The sequence below is a fragment of the Anaerolineales bacterium genome (assembly GCA_003105035.1).
GTDB lineage: Bacteria > Chloroflexota > Anaerolineae > Anaerolineales > UBA4823 > FEB-25.
This window is the reverse complement of the sequence record PQAL01000003.1, coordinates 265,655-283,588: the sequence shown is the minus strand read 5'-3', so window position 1 is coordinate 283,588 and position 17,934 is coordinate 265,655. Positions and strand designations below refer to the sequence as shown.

Annotated in this window: 22 protein-coding genes; 17 read left to right on the top strand and 5 right to left on the bottom strand. The window is 54.7% G+C overall.

Annotation, left to right across the window (positions count from 1 at the left end):
* On the bottom strand, positions 1-266 hold a 266-nt coding region (locus C3F13_02525), incomplete at its 3' end, for a hypothetical protein (GenBank protein PWB56432.1).
* 212 nt (positions 267-478) lie between these two features.
* Here C3F13_02525 and C3F13_02520 point away from each other — a divergent pair.
* The 5 genes from C3F13_02520 to C3F13_02500 are packed head-to-tail and all read left to right on the top strand — an operon-like array spanning position 479 to position 5,241.
* Positions 479-1,366: a pyridoxal 5'-phosphate synthase lyase subunit PdxS gene (locus tag C3F13_02520; GenBank protein ID PWB56431.1), complete on the top strand. Its 888-nt coding sequence runs from the start codon at positions 479-481 to the stop codon at positions 1,364-1,366.
* Positions 1,367-1,945, top strand: a complete 579-nt coding sequence (locus tag C3F13_02515) for a pyridoxal 5'-phosphate synthase glutaminase subunit PdxT (GenBank protein PWB56430.1) — start codon at positions 1,367-1,369, stop codon at positions 1,943-1,945. It begins immediately after the preceding gene.
* Positions 1,942-2,931: a hypothetical protein gene (locus tag C3F13_02510; protein ID PWB56429.1), complete on the top strand. Its 990-nt coding sequence runs from the start codon at positions 1,942-1,944 to the stop codon at positions 2,929-2,931. The genes C3F13_02515 and C3F13_02510 overlap by 4 nt, the downstream gene beginning before the upstream one ends.
* Before the next feature lie 43 nt (positions 2,932-2,974).
* Complete coding sequence (locus tag C3F13_02505; protein ID PWB56428.1) at positions 2,975-4,597, top strand: AAA family ATPase; 1,623 nt, start codon at positions 2,975-2,977, stop codon at positions 4,595-4,597.
* 5 nt (positions 4,598-4,602) lie between these two features.
* Positions 4,603-5,241: a dTMP kinase gene (locus C3F13_02500; GenBank protein ID PWB56427.1), complete on the top strand. Its 639-nt coding sequence runs from the start codon at positions 4,603-4,605 to the stop codon at positions 5,239-5,241.
* On the opposite strand, the gene C3F13_02495 is transcribed toward C3F13_02500, so the two are convergent.
* Positions 5,238-5,816 (bottom strand): hypothetical protein, encoded by a 579-nt coding sequence (locus C3F13_02495; GenBank protein ID PWB56426.1) that lies wholly within the window; start codon positions 5,814-5,816, stop codon positions 5,238-5,240. The two genes, C3F13_02500 and C3F13_02495, sit on opposite strands and share 4 nt — an antisense overlap.
* Here C3F13_02495 and C3F13_02490 point away from each other — a divergent pair.
* Together C3F13_02490 and C3F13_02485 are read left to right on the top strand one after the other, a co-directional pair.
* Positions 5,719-6,339 carry a guanylate kinase gene (locus tag C3F13_02490; GenBank protein ID PWB56425.1) on the top strand — a complete coding sequence of 207 codons (621 nt, stop codon included), beginning with the start codon at positions 5,719-5,721 and terminating at the stop codon, positions 6,337-6,339. The genes C3F13_02495 and C3F13_02490 overlap by 98 nt on opposite strands.
* Positions 6,336-7,106, top strand: coding sequence for a rhomboid family intramembrane serine protease (locus C3F13_02485; GenBank protein PWB56424.1), 771 nt, complete (start codon positions 6,336-6,338; stop codon positions 7,104-7,106). Before C3F13_02490 ends, C3F13_02485 begins: the two co-directional genes overlap by 4 nt.
* Here C3F13_02485 and C3F13_02480 read toward each other — a convergent pair.
* Together C3F13_02480 and C3F13_02475 are read right to left on the bottom strand one after the other, a co-directional pair.
* Positions 7,103-7,879 (bottom strand): 2-(1,2-epoxy-1,2-dihydrophenyl)acetyl-CoA isomerase, encoded by a 777-nt coding sequence (locus C3F13_02480; GenBank protein PWB56423.1) that lies wholly within the window; start codon positions 7,877-7,879, stop codon positions 7,103-7,105. The two genes, C3F13_02485 and C3F13_02480, sit on opposite strands and share 4 nt — an antisense overlap.
* 86 nt (positions 7,880-7,965) lie before the next feature.
* On the bottom strand, positions 7,966-8,337 hold the full coding sequence (locus tag C3F13_02475) for a hypothetical protein (protein PWB56422.1): 372 nt from the start codon (positions 8,335-8,337) through the stop codon (positions 7,966-7,968).
* Between the two features lie 96 nt (positions 8,338-8,433).
* Here C3F13_02475 and C3F13_02470 point away from each other — a divergent pair, with 96 nt between their 5' ends.
* The 7 genes from C3F13_02470 to C3F13_02440 all read left to right on the top strand — a co-directional run bounded on the left by C3F13_02470 (position 8,434) and on the right by C3F13_02440 (position 13,425).
* Entirely contained in the window at positions 8,434-8,769 is a 336-nt protein-coding gene (locus C3F13_02470) for a hypothetical protein (protein ID PWB56421.1), read from the top strand.
* Entirely contained in the window at positions 8,729-9,253 is a 525-nt protein-coding gene (locus C3F13_02465) for an EbsC protein (GenBank protein PWB56420.1), read from the top strand. Before C3F13_02470 ends, C3F13_02465 begins: the two co-directional genes overlap by 41 nt.
* A 3-nt stretch (positions 9,254-9,256) precedes the next feature.
* Positions 9,257-10,147 carry an SAM-dependent methyltransferase gene (locus C3F13_02460; GenBank protein PWB56419.1) on the top strand — a complete coding sequence of 297 codons (891 nt, stop codon included), beginning with the start codon at positions 9,257-9,259 and terminating at the stop codon, positions 10,145-10,147.
* Complete coding sequence (locus C3F13_02455) at positions 10,144-10,902, top strand: hypothetical protein (GenBank protein PWB56418.1); 759 nt, start codon at positions 10,144-10,146, stop codon at positions 10,900-10,902. Before C3F13_02460 ends, C3F13_02455 begins: the two co-directional genes overlap by 4 nt.
* A gap of 52 nt (positions 10,903-10,954) precedes the next feature.
* On the top strand, positions 10,955-11,701 hold the full coding sequence (locus tag C3F13_02450; GenBank protein ID PWB56417.1) for an oxidoreductase: 747 nt from the start codon (positions 10,955-10,957) through the stop codon (positions 11,699-11,701).
* Positions 11,702-11,847: 146 nt separating this feature from the next.
* Positions 11,848-12,627: an enoyl-CoA hydratase gene (locus C3F13_02445; protein PWB56416.1), complete on the top strand. Its 780-nt coding sequence runs from the start codon at positions 11,848-11,850 to the stop codon at positions 12,625-12,627.
* 3 nt (positions 12,628-12,630) lie between these two features.
* Positions 12,631-13,425, top strand: a complete 795-nt coding sequence (locus tag C3F13_02440; protein ID PWB56415.1) for a hypothetical protein — start codon at positions 12,631-12,633, stop codon at positions 13,423-13,425.
* Positions 13,426-13,474: 49 nt separating this feature from the next.
* Here C3F13_02440 and C3F13_02435 read toward each other — a convergent pair whose 3' ends face one another.
* Positions 13,475-14,386, bottom strand: coding sequence for a hypothetical protein (locus C3F13_02435; protein PWB56414.1), 912 nt, complete (start codon positions 14,384-14,386; stop codon positions 13,475-13,477).
* Between the two features lie 218 nt (positions 14,387-14,604).
* On the opposite strand from C3F13_02435, the gene C3F13_02430 reads away from it, so the two are divergent.
* The 3 genes from C3F13_02430 to C3F13_02420 all read left to right on the top strand — a co-directional run bounded on the left by C3F13_02430 (position 14,605) and on the right by C3F13_02420 (position 17,929).
* Complete coding sequence (locus tag C3F13_02430; GenBank protein ID PWB56413.1) at positions 14,605-15,531, top strand: hypothetical protein; 927 nt, start codon at positions 14,605-14,607, stop codon at positions 15,529-15,531.
* 316 nt (positions 15,532-15,847) lie between these two features.
* Positions 15,848-17,146: an MFS transporter gene (locus tag C3F13_02425; protein ID PWB56412.1), complete on the top strand. Its 1,299-nt coding sequence runs from the start codon at positions 15,848-15,850 to the stop codon at positions 17,144-17,146.
* 15 nt (positions 17,147-17,161) lie between these two features.
* On the top strand, positions 17,162-17,929 hold the full coding sequence (locus tag C3F13_02420; protein PWB56411.1) for an esterase: 768 nt from the start codon (positions 17,162-17,164) through the stop codon (positions 17,927-17,929).
* Positions 17,930-17,934 lie beyond the last annotated feature (5 nt).

Here is a 17,934-nt window from a genome sequence, read left to right as displayed (position 1 = left end):
CCATCCCCCAGGAAGATGATGAAGCTGTGACCAGCACCAATGGCCTGAGCATTCCTGCGCGCCAGCGCGCACATCGCCTCGTCCGTCCCACTCCAGCGGATCAGGCATTTTCCTGAGGCCTCACAAAAGGCAATGCCGAACTTGATCCCTGGCACGGCAGTTGCCAGGGTCTCGTGCACATCCTCCACAGTCTTGATAAAATGGGACTGCCCCAGGATAAAATTAATTTCCTCGGGCTTTTCGATTTTTACGCTGATCAGGTTCATCGGACGCTCCTATCCATTGTAATTTCCTTAACTGTAACAAATTACCCGCCAGGATACAAGTGCCCATCCGGTTTGCTGGAAGGCAGCACGGATTGCCACGCCTGTAGCCGCGTGGTAGAATGCTGTCAGAATATGAATTTTCACATATTATTTTGAGACTTGCGTTGCTGATGTCTGACGGGAGTCTCTTGTTGGTTCAGGAGGTTGTTGATATGGAAGGACAAACAAACACATTCACCGTAAAGAAAGGGTTGGCACAGATGCTTAAAGGCGGTGTGATCATGGATGTGGTTACTGCCGAGCATGCCAAGATTGCCGAAGATGCCGGGGCCGTAGCAGTGATGGCCCTGGAGCGGGTACCAGCTGATATACGCGCCCAGGGTGGTGTGGCGCGCATGAGTGATCCGGAGCTAATCCTGCAGATCATGGATGCTGTTTCAATCCCGGTCATGGCCAAATGCCGAATAGGTCATTTTGTCGAAGCCCAAATCCTGGAAGCTATCGGGGTGGATTACATCGACGAATCCGAAGTCCTCACCCCGGCGGATGAAGAGCACCATGTTTATAAGCACGACTTCAAGGTTCCCTTTGTATGTGGCTGTCGAAACCTGGGAGAGGCTCTGCGCCGGATCGGTGAAGGCGCTGCCATGATCCGTACCAAAGGCGAAGCCGGCACCGGGGATGTGGTAGAGGCCGTCAGGCATGCCCGCACCGTGTTGGGCGAGATCCGCCATCTGCAAAATATGCCAATTGAGGAGCTGATGGCCTACGCAAAAGAGATCGGTGCACCTTACGAGTTGGTCGTACAGACCCGCCAGGAAGGCCGGATGCCAGTGGTGAATTTCGCGGCGGGTGGCATCGCCACACCGGCAGATGCTGCGTTGATGATGCAGCTGGGTGTGGATGGTGTTTTCGTCGGCTCGGGGATCTTCAAGTCGGGCGATCCTGCCAAACGTGCCGCGGCGATCGTCAAGGCGACCACGCATTACAATGATCCTTATATCCTGGCAGAAGTAAGCCGGAACCTGGGTGACCCGATGGTGGGGCGGAACGTGTCTACGATGCCCGAGGTGGAACGCATCGCTGGACGTGGTTGGTAGATGCGGATCGGTATCCTGGCATTGCAAGGGGATTTTGCTGAGCACTCCAGTGTGCTCAGGCGCCTAGGTATGGAAGCTGAGCAAGTGCGCCTGCCTAGCCAGCTGGACGGGTTGGATAGGTTGATCATCCCCGGTGGTGAATCGACCACATTCGCCAAATTGGCGGTGAGCTACGGCATGATGGAACCTTTGCGTCAATTTGGCGAGGCAAGGCCCGTCTGGGGTACCTGCGCAGGGGCAATATTCCTATCCAAGGATGCCCATCGCAACCAGCCCCTGCTCCAATTGATGGATATCACCGTGGAGCGCAACGCCTTCGGCAGGCAGGTGAACAGCTTTGAGGTAGATTTGGACGTTCCTGCCTTGTTAAAGGTTGACCCGCTAGAAAGGCCTTTCCATGCCGTTTTCATCCGGGCTCCACTGATCGAATCTGTTCAAGCTGATGCCTGCATCCTGTCAAAACTTGACGATGGAAGGATTGTGGCTGCCCAGCAGGGCCACCTGCTGGCTACTGCCTTCCATCCTGAGCTGACCAATGATGACCGGTTTCACCGTTATTTCTTACAGATGGCAGCATGAATATTCGCCCATTTGGTTGGCGTGATTGGCCCCTTTTGCGTGGATATCTTAATCGAGGGCTCTTCCTGGACAGCGCCCGGGTTCTCACCCAAGGTAGAGCATTAATCCCAATGGGCGCGGTGCTCTCTTACATTGGGCCGTCCACCCGCATCTATACTTACCGATGCGAGGACAACTCCTCTACAAGCACGCCAATTATCGGTCAGCTAACTTGTTTAACCGGGTCCACATATGGGCGGTTATCATTCCTGGCGCCGGAAGATTCCGTAGGCCAACCAGAGCTATCCCTGCTGGCAGATACCATGGCGACTGAAGCAGGAAATATTGGTGCATTCCACATCCTGGCGGAAGTCAACGAAAGCAGCCATGTTGTTGAATTATTACACCGGGCAGGTTTCGCGATATATGCGCGCCAGCGTGTGTGGCGCCTGGATGGACAGCCCGCCGGAGAAAAAAAGCCGGTAAGCTGGACTTCCTGTAAGTCTAAGGATGTGATCAGTGTGCGCACATTGTACTGCAATGTCGTACCAGGGTTGGTCCAGCAGGTTGAACCCTTGCCGAAAAAGGGTGTAAAAGGGGTTGTTTATTATCAAGACGGGAATCTGCTGGCTTTTATTGAGCTGAAATATGGCCGAAACGGGATCTGGGTCCAGCCATTCATCCATCCGGATGCGGCAGGGTTTGAACGCCACCTGGTGCATCTGCTGGGAGTTATGCCCGGGAGAGGTAACCGGCCATTATTCATCTGTATCCGCTCTTACCAATCCTGGCTGGATTCGGCCATCGAGGCCATGGGTGCGAAGCCTGGCACAACCCAGGCAGTGCTGGTTCGCCACCTGGCTGCGGCGCTAAAGGTTAATCAAGCCTACCCGGTCACGGTAATCAATGGTAAGCGGGTTGAGCCCTCGGCACCCTTGGCACAGATTGGGGAAATGAAATATATAGAGCGTGCTGAAGCCGATCGGCACTCGCAGGCCAATCTATAACAATAAAAAAAGGAATCCTGATGATGGAATTCCTAAGGAAGATATGACTCGAAATAAAATTACAGATAACCTGGATGTTTTGTTGAACGTTTTACCCCCTGGGCTGGCAAAACAGCTGACGAAAATCAACCGCTCAGACGATTTGCTAGAAGTGATCCTTGACCTAGGGAGGGTACCTACGGCCCGCTATATCGACCAGGAGGAAATTCTCAGCCAGATCGAGGTGACTCACGCGGATATTGATTACGTAGTGGAACGCATCAGCGCCTTTGATACGGATAACAGGGCCGGCATGGAGCGTACGCTGCACCGTATTGCCTCCATCCGCAACCGGCGTGGCGACATTGTTGGCTTAACCTGCCGGGTTGGCAGGGCTGTCTACGGCACAACGGATATCATCCAGGATTTGATCGAAAGTGGGAAGAGCTTGTTGTTGCTTGGCCGCCCTGGGATTGGTAAAACCACCATGCTGCGCGAATCGGCCCGCCTGTTGGGTGAGAAAAAACGCGTGGTGATCGTCGATACATCCAATGAAATTGGCGGAGATGGTGACGTCCCACACCCGGCGGTTGGCAGGGCACGGCGCATGCAAGTTTCCACACCGGCTTTACAGCATGAGGTGATGATCGAGGCTGTGGAAAATCACAATCCTGAAGTGATTGTGATTGATGAGATCGGGCGCGAATTAGAAGCAGCCGCAGCCCGTACCATCGCCGAGCGCGGTGTCCAGCTGATTGGGACCGCGCATGGAAACACGCTGGAAAACCTGCTGCTCAACCCTACCCTGTCCGACCTGGTGGGTGGAATCGAATCGGTCACCCTGTCTGACGAAGAGGCTCGCCGGCGGGGCACCCAAAAGACCGTGCTGGAGCGGCGCTCCCCACCTACCTTTGATGTGCTGATCGAGATCCAGACGCGTGATCGCCTGGCTGTGCACCTGGACGTCGGTGATTCGGTGGATGCCTTGCTGCGCGGTTACCCCATTCCTCCCGAGCTTCGCTATCGGGATGAGAGTGGTGAGATCCACGTGGAACATTCCACGCCGCCTGCCAAACGCCCAATCGGTGCCCAAGGCTTTACCCGCCAGCCGATGGAGTTCGGTAAGGAGCGAGGGCTGCCAGCTGCCGAAAACCGGGGGCACAATAATGAGGCACCTGAGCAGCGCAGCGAAGCCGCAGGCAGCCAAGCGTTATCAACCCTGCAACCGGTACGCATCTATCCTTATGGGGTAGCGCGCAATCGCCTGATCCAGGCTGCCAAGTATTTAGGCGTCCCCGCGGTGGTAGTGAACGAGTTACCGGAAGCCCAGGTGCTGGTCACCCTGCGTTCCTATTATCGCAACCGCCAGCACCCGGTGATCGATGCTGAGAATCGGGGCATGCCCATCTACGTGCTGAGGGCCAATACGGTCAACCAGATGCAGCATTTCCTGAGTGACTTATTCAACCTGTCCTCTTCTCCGACCGAGGAACGCGGGCTTGACCCGGCCATGCAAAGCGCCCAGGCAGCGATTGATGCAGTTTTGAACGGTGAACGCTACGTGGAGCTGCCGCCAGCCACGGCCTACATTCGGCGCTTGCAGCACCAGATGGCCCGTGAGGCGAACCTTACCTCGCACTCCTACGGCAAGGAACCATATCGACGGGTAAGGATCTATCGGGATTGAACGGCATGTTTATTACCCTGGAAGGACCCGAAGGAAGCGGAAAGACTTCGCAAATCCCCCTGTTAGCTGATTATTTACACCAAAATGGGCAGGATGTGTTGACCACCCGTGAGCCAGGCGGGACCTCAATTAGCGAACAAATCCGCACTGTCTTACACAACCTGGAAAACAAGGAAATGAACCCGCGCACCGAGATCCTGCTTTTTCAGGCTTCACGTGCCCAGCTGGTTGAACAGGTGATCCGGCCACACCTGATCAACGGTGGGGTGGTGTTGAGCGACCGCTATGCCGATTCGACCCTGGCTTACCAGGGATACGGGCACCAGATCGATATCGAATCGCTGCGGGTTCTGGTAACCTTTGCCACCGGTGGGTTGAAGCCTGACCTGACCATTTTGCTCGATTTGGATGTCGAAATTGGCTTGCGGCGTAAAGAGCTGAAGGGCGAGTGGAACCGCCTGGATGCCTATGATCTGAATTTTCACCAGCGTGTGCGCCAGGGATATCTTCAGCTGGTGAAAGCTGAGCCTGAGCGCTGGGAAGTCATTGATGCTTCATTGTCCCCCCGGCAGGTGCAGGATGAACTACGCCGGGTGATTACCCAAAGGCTGCATGTCAGTCCGTCGAGCAGAGCTGCATCCTAGTAGTCCATATCATCGCCAGGCCCACCCATACTATTTTCCAGGTCGGGCATGGCTTTTTCGATATCTTCCGGGCTCTGACCAGACTCCAACCGGTTGACCACCTCATCAAACTCCGGGCCAACGTCTTCCCCCATTTCATTGCTCATTTTACGCATCATCTTTCCCAGGGCACGCGGGTCATCTTCAAGGCCCTCCAGCCCTGAAGGGTCGGTCAGGTTGTCCAGGCGACTCTCCTCCGATTTGGCGACCCGGATCCGCCCGATACGCCGCTGGACCTGGTCACTGTCACAATGGGGACAGTGTACGGCTTTTACCCCATAGTCCTGATAAGACATAAACAACTCGAAGCGTTTCTTGCAATTCAAACAGCGATACTGGTAAACTGGCATGATTGATCTCCCATCGACAAAGATGCCCATTAATATTGCTCGCAGGTGGAGCAAGCCTGAATTATAATGCGTGTTTGCGGAGAATTCTATGAGCGAAGACAACTTCACCCTATCCCAGCCACAGCCACTCCTTATCGTGATTTCCGGACCGTCGGGGGTGGGGAAAGACACCATCATCCAGCGCATGAAGGCCAGGAACCTAGCCTTTCAATTCGTGATCACCGCCACTACCCGCCCACCCCGACCCAATGAAGTCCACGGCAGGGATTATTTCTTTTATTCACAGGAAGAATTCGCCGGGATGATTGCAAGGGGCGACCTGCTGGAGTATGCCCTGGTCTATAACGATTACAAGGGTATCCCGAAGCAGCAAGTGAGGGAGGCCCTGTCCACCAATAAGGATGTGGTCATGCGGCTGGATGTACAGGGCGCTGAAACCATCCGCAGGTTGTGCCCGGAAGCCTTGCTGATTTTCCTTTCTCCTCAGGACGAGGCCGAGATGATTAAGCGCCTTAAGGAACGCAAGACAGAAACGCCTGAAGACCTGCAGCTACGTATTGCCACTGCTCGCCATGAATTGACCCAGATCGAGCTTTTTGATTATGTTGTCGTTAACCGGGATGACTGCCAGGAAGAGACAGTGGAGATCATCTTTTCGATTATTACTGCTGAACATCACCGTGTAAAACAACGGAAAGTAACCTTATGAATCAAGAACCACCCCGGCCCCAGGAACCATATTCCTCACCCTTAGGGATTACCGGTCAGCAGGTCCTACGGCCAGTATTTCGACCCTATATAACCTACGTCCTGATCGGTATCTGCGTGGGGATCTTTCTCCTGCAATATGCCATTGCCTATTTATTTCAAATAGACATCGCCAATGCCTTTGCCAAAGATAATGCCATGATCATGCGTGGGCAACTTTGGCGGTTGATCACCCCCATGTTCCTGCATGCCTCCGTCCTGCATCTCGGTTTCAATATGTATGCCTTGTTCGCCATTGGAACGACGATTGAACGCTTCTATGGTCGCGGGCGTTATGTGGCACTCTTTCTAATCGGCGGTTTTGCGGGCAACGTGATGTCCTTTTTATTTACCCTCAATCCTTCCCTGGGGTCGTCAACTGCGATCTTCGGTTTACTGGGGGCGGAAGGTGTGCTCTTTTATCATAACCGGGAAGTGTTTGGCAGCATGGCCCCCAGGGCCTTGTCCCAGGTGATCGTCATCGGGGTGATCAACCTGATCATCGGGATGACGCCTAATTCTGGCATCGATAATTGGGGCCATATCGGTGGATTGATCGGCGGGACGCTGTTTGCCTGGTTTGCAGGGCCTCAGTTCCGCCGGCAAGGGATGTATCCACCCTATTCGATTGGGGATAATCGTAGCCAGCGCGAGGTGATCATTGCCGGGATTGCTGTCACCGGCCTGTTCTTCTTCCTCGCCATCGCTGGTATGTTTATGCGCGGCTAGCCACCCATCCACTCAGGTGGCCTTTTATCGACAAAGGCTTTCACTCCCTCTTTGTGCTCGCCCCCCAGGCGGGCAATTTCCTGGATATGAGCTTCATAATCCAACACCTGTTCCAGGTGCGGGTAGATTGCTTTATTAAAATCACGCTTGGCTAATCCCATGGCATGGATTGGTCCACTGGCTAACGCCTTTGCCACCTGGGCGGTGCCTGATTCAAGCAGATGGGCGGGGAAGAGGCGGTTGACCAGGCCCCAATCAAGCGCCTGCTGGGCAAGTATCGGCTCATTGGTGAAAGCTACCTCGGTGGCGCGCCCCAGGCCGATTAATGCCGGGAGAAATAACGATACCGCCGAATCGGGTGCCAGACCGATGCCCAGGAACCCCACCACGAAGCGTGCCTCATCGCTGGCAAGGCGCAGGTCACAAGCCAGGGCTAAGCCCAGCGCGGCACCGGCCACGGTGCCGCGGATTTCTGCCAGCACTGGCAGCTCAAGACGACGGATTTGCAATACCAGCGGGTTGTAAGTCTCCTGCATGTGTTTACGGTATGAAACCCCTTCAGCTTTCAGGATTTCGTAGATATCCTGGCCACCGCTGAAGTTATCTCCCATCCCGCGGAGCACAACCAGACGGGCCAGCTTTTCCTGGCTGGCCTGCCTGAATGCAGCCTGTAATAGCCTGACCATCTCCAGGGTGAGTGCGTTGGCTGGTGGATGGTCAAGCGTGATGGTAAAAATGCCGTCTTTTAGATTAATCCTTACCAGGTCAGACATAGCCCACACTCCCAGGATTATTGTATCCTTAAACAAAGAACAGGCAGGTTTTTCTCCTGCCTGTTCAGCATTTGCAATGGAGTTAATTATTCAGGTGGCTCCTGGTCGTCGTCTTCGTACTGGTCATCGTCAGCACCAAGCTCGAGCAGCGCTTCCTGTTCGGTGAAACGCACCCACAGGAAAATGAGCTGCCCATCCTCGGTTTCGACAGTACGGGATGCCACAATAGGGGTCTTATGGATCAACCCATCTGCGGCGCGGAACTCAAGCTGGATGGCCTGTCGCTCGCGCCAGGCGCGGTAGCAGCGTTCCACCAGCGCTGGCCCGTTGAACGTTCGCAGGCGCGTCATGGCCAGCTTATGCAGGGATGGGCTTTCGTTTAAACCTAAGGGCCAACCCTCGTGCACGTCCTCGAAGTTCGGCGGTGGTCCTTCAATGATAGTGATCTTATCGTCCATTCAGATCCTCTTGACAACGGAATCATACCACGAAAGAAGACTGGTTAGCCTTTCATAATAGTTATGGAGCACAATTGTCAAGGGTATAATGGACCCATGCACAAACTGATCATCCTGGTCGAATCAACCGCCACGCCCGATTTCCATGTGTTTTGGCCCCGCTTCTTACATGCCGCTGAAGATATCCCCGGCCTGCGTCGCGAGGCGACCAGCCGGGTGAGTCAGGTGATTTACGGTGAGCTAGCATGTTCCATGATCCACGAGCTGTATTTTGACTCGTACGCTGCCCTGAAATTGGGCCTGGCATCCGAATCGGGTCAGGAAGCTGGCAGGCTGTTGCAAGAAATGACCGGGGGCACGGTTAAGTTAATAATTGCTGATCACAGCGAAGATGACCTGGAAAACATCCGACGATATAAGACTAATGGATAGTATGCTGGCGACCACATTGGGCGTGGAAGAGCTGAGGCGATTTATGCAGTCGCATGATATCCGGGGTGAGATCGTCCGTCTGGAGGTCCCTACGCCTACAGTGGAAACGGCAGCCCTGGCTGTTGGCACCAGCGTGGACCAGATCATCAAGTCCATACTTTTCCTGGTCGACGACCATCCGGTGATGGCAATCGCCTGCGGCTTATCGAATATTCAGCGGCGGGCCATTGCCGATTTCTATGGTGTGGGAAAAAAGAAGGTGAAACTGGCTGATCCTGACACGGTTCTGCGGGTTAGCGGTTATGAAGTGGGTGCCATGCCGCCCTTCGGTCACCGGCAGCGGCTAAACACGGTGATCGACCAGCGGGTGCTTGAGCTCCCCAGCGCCTATGCAGGAGGGGGTGCAGAAAATGTGCTCCTGCAGCTTAAGCCACAGGATATCCTCCAGGCGACAGGCGCAGCAGTATTGGATCTGCTTGCATAGCCCATGGGCGGTAAAACGAACAAGTCTGCCACCAGCAAATTTGGGTCGCCTGGACGACAGAATCACGATGCGACCGACTTTTATAAAAGCCGCCTGTATCACGACCAGCCACAAGAAAACCTGACCGATACCGTGGAAAATCCGCTGCCTGCGGAGCATCTCGACCAGATCTGCCAGAATTCCGCAGAAAGCATGGCCGAGCTGCCGGATAACAGCATCCACCTGATGGTTACTTCACCACCCTACAATGTGGGCAAGGAATATGATGCCGATTTGAGCCTGCCGGAGTATCTGGCTTTTCTTGATAGGGTGTGGGCGGAAGTGCTCAGGGTGCTTGTGCCGGGTGGCAGGGCGTGCATTAATGTGGCCAACCTGGGGCGCCGGCCTTACATCCCCCTGCACGCCTGGATCACTGAAAGCATGCTCAGCCTGAAGTATTTAATGCGTGGCGAGATCATCTGGAACAAGGCAGCCAGCGCCAGCCCCTCCACTGCCTGGGGCAGCTGGAAATCCGCTACTAATCCCACCCTGCGGGATGTGCATGAATATATCCTGGTTTTCTCCAAGGGGATGTTCAAGCGACATAACCAGCCTCCCCGGAAAAGCACCATCTCCCGCGAGGAGTTCCTGGAGTATTCCAAAAGCCTGTGGACGTTCCCGGCTGAATCGGCTAACAAGGTTGGCCATCCAGCACCCTTTCCGGTTGAGCTACCCTACCGGCTGATCCAACTATACTCCTTTGAAGGGGATGTGGTTCTCGATCCATTCATGGGCAGCGGGCAAACTGCCCTGGCAGCCCTCAAATCCAACCGGCATTATGTGGGCTATGAGATTAATCCCACTTATATCAGCCTGGCACAGGAACGCATCGCCAGGAATCAAGGGCCTGGATGAGCTCACTGCGGGAGTTTCCCACGCATAGGCGCCAGCCTGCAAGAAGCGGGCGTTGGGTCATGGGAGTCTTGTTGGTATGCGTCCTGGTGGGGATCTATTTTGCCTATCCATGGCTGCGCACGCGCTTTGGCCGGGTAAAACGCCTGGGAGAGTGGTTGAATCATCCGGCTGCCCACCAGGACTGGGCGATACAGGCTGGCACGCACTGCGGAGAGGCGCCTTTCAGCCTGCCCACCAGCGGGTATGTCGGCTTCATCTGGGGCGATTCCTTCCGGCCTGGCAGCCAGCATCAAGGGATCGATATTTTCGGGGGCGAGCTTGCGGGTGTTACACCCGTGGTAGCTGCTTCTGCCGGTTACCTCACCCGCTTGCCGGATTGGAAATCCACGGTCATCATCCGTATCCCGGCTGACCCACTCCAACCAGGCCGGCAAATCTGGACTTATTACACCCATATGGCCGATCAAAATGGCACTTCCTACATCTCGCCAGAATTTCCACCCGGCATCAGCGACGTCTTCGTTGAGGCAGGTACATTCCTGGGCTACCAGGGTGATTATTCGGGTGACCCAAACAACCCGACGGGTGTTCACCTGCACTTTTCGATCGTCCAGGATGATGGTGTAGGCAGTTTTCGCAACGAGCTGAAAATTGAGAACACCCTCGATCCATCCTCTTACCTGGGGCTGGAGCTCAATGCCGGACGAAACGCCGATAAGGTCGTCACTTGTGAGAACGCTGGCGAAAATCAATAAACGGGTGATTTAGGTGAAAAATTCTGCATTTCCCTGCCAGGAGCTAGCCTATATGGATGAATTTACGGGTAAAGTCGTTTTGGTCACCGGGGCCGGGAGAGGCCTTGGGCGCAAAGCTGCCATTGCGTTTTCTGCCGTTGGCGGCTACGTGGCAGCCAATGATATCAACCCGCTCAGCCTGGATGAGACGGTTAATCAAGTTATCCAAAACGGTGGCATAGCCCGGCCGTACGTTTTTGATATCGCCAAGCGCATGCCCATTGAAGGCATGATCGCCCAGGTGCTGGATCACTTTGGGCGAATCGATATCCTGATCAACCACGCAGCAGTTGCTCCGGATGCCTCAATTTTGGAAATGGACGAATGGGAATTCCACCGCACGCTGGATGTGAACCTGGGTGGGCCGTTCTTTACCATGCAGCAGGTGGGGAGGGTGATGCGCCAACAGGGTGGTGGGGTGATCGTCAACCTCATATCCACCGGCTGGAAAGGTGAAGCTGATCAAGGCCGCAGCGCTTGTTCAGCTAGCCAGGCAGGCTTGATTGGCCTGACCCAGGCTGCCGCCGCTGAGCTTTCACGCTGGAACATCCGAGCAAATATCGTAGGCAATGGCCCTGCTATCCCTGGCCTGGCCGCCCAGCAGACCTGGGATGTGGCAGCCTATCGGCGTTGGTTGTCTGGGATGCCTGAAATCAGCCAGATGCCTATAACTGGCTCGCTGAGCCTGGTCATCTACCTGTGCTCCGTGGCCGCCTCTTCAATCAACGGGCAAGTCATCTGGCATGGGCTGGATAATTAAGCAGCTGTGAGGCCAAGTTTGACCGCAAAGGATCAGGGCCGATTTCCATTTGTTTCAGACATACCATGGCCTTGTTTAACGTATAATTTAAATGTTTGGTGGTGTTAAGCCAGATTTCGCTTCATATAACAACCCTGGGAGGAATTATGACTGCCACATACGAAACAATTCTGACAGAAGTGACTGGCCAGGTCGGGCTGGTGCGCATCAACCGCCCCAAGGCACGCAACGCCTTGAATAGCACGGTGCTGCATGAGCTGGGGGATGCTCTGGAGGTCTTTGATGCTGACCCTGGGGTAGGGGCGATCGTCATCACCGGAGACGACCAGGCTTTTGCGGCCGGGGCTGATATCAAGGAAATGGCGGAAGCCACTGCAGTTCACATGCTGACGCGCAGCCATATCCCCCAATTTGATCGCCTGAGAGGCATCCATAAACCGGTCATTGCGGCGGTATCCGGCTGGTGCCTGGGAGGCGGCAATGAGCTGGCGATGGCCTGCGATATGATAGTTGCGTCTGAGACTGCCCGTTTCGGCCAGCCGGAGATCAACCTGGGCGTGATCCCCGGGGCGGGAGGTACCCAACGCCTGACGCGGGTCGTGGGCAAAGCATTGGCGATGGAAATGGTGCTCAACAACCGGCATTTGAACGCAGAGGAGGCGCTGCGCTTTGGCCTGGTCAACCGCGTGGTACCTGTGGAGCGGTATCTCGATGAGGCTATGCAGCTGGCGGCTGAGATTGCAGCCCGCGCCCCGGTCGCTATCCGCCTTGGCAAGGAAGCCGTCAATCATGCCTTCGAATCCTTCCTGAGCGATGGCCTGGCGGACGAACGTCGGGCTTTCTATATGCTCTTTGCCACCCAGGATCAGAAAGAGGGCATGCAGGCCTTCGTGGAAAAACGTAAGGCTGAATGGAAGGGAGAATGAGGGGTGATAAGCTTTCGTGAAATAGTCACCGGGCTACGCAAGCTTGAGATTGACCGCACCTGCCCGGTGATTGTTCACGCTTCGCTCTCGGCGTTTGGAGACGTCCAGGGTGGCGTTGAGACCTTGTTGGGAACGCTATCTTCATCTTTCAATACCCTCGTGGTGCCGGTGTTCACCTATAAGACCATGATCATCCCGGAAGTTGGGCCAGCGGATAATGCCATGCGCTATGGCAGTGGGAAGGACCTCAACCGCCTGGCAGAAATCTTCTACCCCGATATGCCCGCCGACCCGCTGATGGGCGCTCTGGCAGAAGGCATACGCCGGCACCCCAAGGCGAGCCGGTCGCCTCACCCCATCCTTTCGTTTGCCGGCATTAACGCCCGGAAAATCCTGGATGGGCAATCCATCAAGGAGCCCTTGCTTCCCATTCAAGCCCTGCGTGATGAAGGCGGTTGGGTGCTGCTCTTAGGCGTGAATCACACGGTCAACACCAGTATTCATTATGGGGAGCAGCTGGCGGGACGTAAGCAATTCATCCGCTGGGCGCTTACAACGAAAGGGATCATCCCCTGCCATAAATTCCCAGGCTGTTCGGCTGGTTTTGAAACCTTGGTTCCTCACCTGGATGATTCCCTCCACCAGGTTGAGATCGGGGAAGCCACAGTACAGGCCATTCCTTTGTCTGATCTACTGGATGCAGTAGTTGAGCTGCTGAAGCGAGATGCCCTGGCCTTGCTATGCGACCGGGAAGAATGCGAATGTTGTAATGCAGTCCGAGTTGCTGTAGCGCAGTAGCGCTTATTCCCGCGGTTTGCTTGGGTTACCGGATAAGCCTGCCAGGTTCTTATTGGATGGAGCTGATCGCCCAAAAGGCATAAATAATCACGTTCTGGCAGAAGTGGATGAACCAAGCCGGGAGGAGGCTTTTTGAGCCAAGCATGCACCAGGCGAATAAGGCACCCAAGGCGCCGGTGATCAAGACACCAGGTACCCCAGCAGGGGCTCCACCGAAATAATGCGCGAATCCAAAAAAGACGGCGGTGAGCCAGATGGCTTGCCCGGGCCCAACAATTACCTGTGCGTCTCCCAATAATGCCGCTCTGAACTGTGTCTCTTCCGAAAATGCATTGATGAGGGCAAAGAGCAGCACGGCTGGGAAAATGGGTGCAGCCTGGGTCACGATTTCAGCTGACGGCAGGCCGCTCATTCCAAAAAAGAGCAAGGTGAGAGGCGCGATGATAATGCCCAGGATGATCGCCAGCATCCACCAGGTCATTGATTGCTTGCTGGTTGGCTTTTTATTTTGAGTGTCTTTCACGGGTGCTGCGATGTGGCCAAAGCTAAAGAAGAAATCTTTCCATCGCTTCCCAATCAACAATAGCGTGACCACCATGATGGCGGTGACAGCTAATTTTAATGCTTGAAAGCCGACCATGGCTGCCAGCCAACCAACCTGTTCAGCCCACTGCTTATAGGTGGCGGTGCCCATCACCCAGCCCATTCCTTCTAGAGCCAGCAGGAGTACCATTAGCAAGAAGAAGAAAGGGCGTACGATCTGGATGGGCTTCCACGCCAGGCTGATCAAAAGGATCACTGCCAGGAAGCAAAATTTGGCCCAGAACAGCCCAGCAGGTGGCGTGCCGGCAAGCGCCTGCCAGACGGCATCGGTCAGGTCTGACACCAGCATAACAACTGCCCACGTGAATATGTCTAACGGGAGGGAGTGGGTTCTGGATTCAACGCCTATAGCAGTCATGGATGCATCCTCTAAGGGGTTTTCTGAATGCACGGATCGAGAAAATCTCTTATGATTATATACTGCCTTGAGGAAGGCGTGCTACCCGCCCAATAACGTCTATGACCAGCTGAATATATTAAAACTCTTTCACGTGCATTTTATTGACCGCCTTATCTACCCTTGTTATACTCAGTAAAGAGGGAAAATAGATCAGGCAAAATGATGGCGATAAAAAAATGTCCCTGAATTCACAAAATGCGATGGAGCATAAACTCGTATTTGCGCTCAGCGGCGGTGGTTCGCGCGGTTCACTGCAAGTGGGTGCCCTGTACGCCTTGCTGGAGTACGGGCTGGAGCCAGATTTATTGATCGGTGCTTCGATTGGAGCAGTCAATGCTGCCTTTCTAGCCCTGAATGGTTTCACCAGCGCCGGCCTTGACCAGCTCACCGAGGCCTGGCGTGCGGCCAGTGAAGCCGACCTGATGTCTGCCAATTACATCTGGCTGGCTGTTCGGGCTTTATTTAAGCGATCTTCCAACGATCCATCCACCCGGCTGAGAGACTTTTTCATCCAGCGTGGATTGACACCTGAGCTGACCTTTGCAGATGTGACCCATCCTTCCCTGGTGCTGGTTTCAGCGGATTTAAATGCTGGTAAGCCCATCCTGTATGGCACGAATCCGGCCGACAAGATCCTGAATGCATTGATGCTCTCCACCAGGCTGCCGCCCTGGTTCATGCCGGTGGTGGAGCAGGACCGTTATTTGGTGGACGGGGCTATCGTCAGTAACCTGCCGATCGAGCCAGCCCTGACCCTGGGTGCCACCCAGATTGTAGCGCTTGACCTGATCGACTCGCGTGAACTGTCGGAGGAAGGAGATGGGGTCAGGGGGTTTTTAAACCGCCTGGTCTATTCTGTGGAAAGAAGGCAGCTGCAGCTCGAGCTGGAGCTAGCGGAGGCACGCGGCGTCCCCGTGTTGTATATTGGCCTGGGGGTTGAAGCGTCTGTGCCGATCTGGGATTTCAGCCAGACCAACGACTTGATCGTCAGGGGTTACGATACCGCCTGCCATGTGATTGAAAGCCAACATGACAGCAACTCCATCCTGTCAAAGCAGCCCCTCCACGAAAAGCGTACAATATTCCGACGCCTATTTGGCTGATACGTTTTCGCCTTTGAAATAAATGCTAAGGGGCTGTCCAACTTTTGGGCAGTCCCTTATTGATTCAGGATGGGTTTGTTTACATAAAAGCCCAGATGTTAATTCTTGTTCACGAGCGGGATATGGATATATTGGGTGGGCGGGTGGGTCAAAATCGGCAGGTCACCTGTAGTGTTAATCAAATTTCAAGAGGAAGAAAAAATCTCGTATCGTTTACGGTGCACCGATTGTCTGATGGTTCTGATATATAATACACTTTACCGATCACTCATCCACACTCCCAGACAAAAACCATAGGCACAGGAGGAGCTTTTGCATGAACAGTCCTCGCTTGAAATCCTTCAATTACGCCATAGGCATGTTCGGGACCTCGATTCCCATCAATATGCTAAAAACGTATGCTGCCATTTACTACGTGGACAGCCTGGGGATGACAACTCCCCAGTTCTCCCTCATGCTGTTGATCTATACGTTTATCGACGCGGCGGATAACCTCGTGTATGGCTTCCTTTCGGACAGGACGCGCACGCGGTGGGGGCGCAGGCGACCTTGGCTGGTGATCGGCACGCCACTGCTGGTGTTGGGTTTCATTGCCTTTTACAGCCCGCCTGCATTTCTGACCTCCAATTCCCTGGTGGTCTACTGCATGCTGTTTTATATGTTCACCGGCACCCTGGATTCGGTCATCAATGCCAACTATGGAGCGTTGTTCCCTGAGCTCTTCCGGGAAGATGCCAGCCGGGCGAACACCAACGCCCTGCGCCAGGCATTCCAGCTGGTGGCCATGATCATCAGCATCGCCCTCACCCCCATGGTCACGAAAGTCCTTGGTTACAGCCTGACGGCGGTCATTTATGGCTTGTTGGGCGGTGGGGTGATCCTGTACATGACCTTCACCAGCCATGAAACGCACATCCAAGAAGACGAACCCAAACCGCAGCTTTGGGATAGCATCGTCAACCTGGTGACGAATGGAAAATTCTGGGTAGCCGGGTTCGCCAATGCTTTTTACAGTGCTGCCATGGCGCTGGTCCTGGTTTCCATGCCTTTCTTTGTGAAGTATGCACTGGGGCTCTCTGAAAGCCAGACCACCTTTCTCTTCGCCGCGGTTTTGTTAATCGCCATCGGTTGTGTCGGGATTTGGGCCTGGCTGGTCAGGAAATTCTCTCTGATGCCGGTGTGGAGAGCCGCTTTGGTTACCCTGACCATCGCCTTCATCCCACTGTATTTTGCCAATTCTCTGATCACCGGGGTGATCTGCAGCGCCCTGGTGGGTTTCGGCTTTGCCGGGGTGATCACCACCATGGACCTGATCGGGGCAAAGATCATGGATGAGGACACCCGAAAGCATAACGTGCGCCGGGAGGGGATCATTTCCAATGCGCTGGGCTTCATGAACCGCCTGAATGGCCTGTTCACCAGCCTGGCTTTTTTCCTGGTCTTTGTCCTATACCAGTACGAGAGTGGGGCGAACCCGGGCCCGCAGCCCGACCAGGCATCCCGTTTCCTGCTCACCATCGCTCCACCGATTTTGATGGTGATCAGTTTTGTCTTTTCGTTCTTCATTAACTTCGAAGAACTGAAAGCTGCCCCAGCTGTTGCTGAGGTTGGCTAGCCAGAGGAGGGCAAGATGGCGCTCATGCGCATCGATCACGTACCCGAAACAGTAAAAGTCAACTCACCTCTATATGTCATCCTTCCTGAACCAGGCAAGGTGGGGGGCAGGCCTATTGCCAGCTCGAAGGTGCTCTACCTGCTGCATGGGCACAGCGATGATGGCAGCGCCTGGCAGCGTTACACCGCCATAGAATCGATTGCCGCCCTGTATAACCTGGTGGTTGTCATGCCCTCGGCTGGCCTCAGTTTTTATACCGACCAGCCCAATGGGCAGAGCTATTTCACATATATTACCGAAGAGCTGCCGCACTACCTTCAATACCTGTTTGGGTTATCTCACCGGCGTGAGGATACGCTGATTGCAGGAAACTCCATGGGCGGCTACGGAGCTTTCAAAGCCGCCTTCCTCCACCCCGAGCTGTATACTGCCGCCGCCAGCTTCTCAGGCTTGCTCTCCCTGGCCTTCCTGAAGATCTCCATGGATGACCCGCGCTTGATCGAGCTTAAGGCTTTGTTTGGTGACCTGAGCCAGTTACCGGGTAGCCTGCATGACCCCGACACGTGGATCAAAAATGTTGCCGCGAACCCTTCTGTATTGCCCCGCTTGTACGCTGCCTGTGGTCGCCAGGATGACCTGTACCCGCTAAATACCATTTTCCGGGCGACCTGCGAGGCGGCTAGTATTCCGTTGGATTACCACGAGGAAGATGGCTTTCACGATTGGTTCTTCTGGAACACCCATATCCAGCATTTCTTAGCTGCTAATCTGTCCCCTCTTTGAGCCGC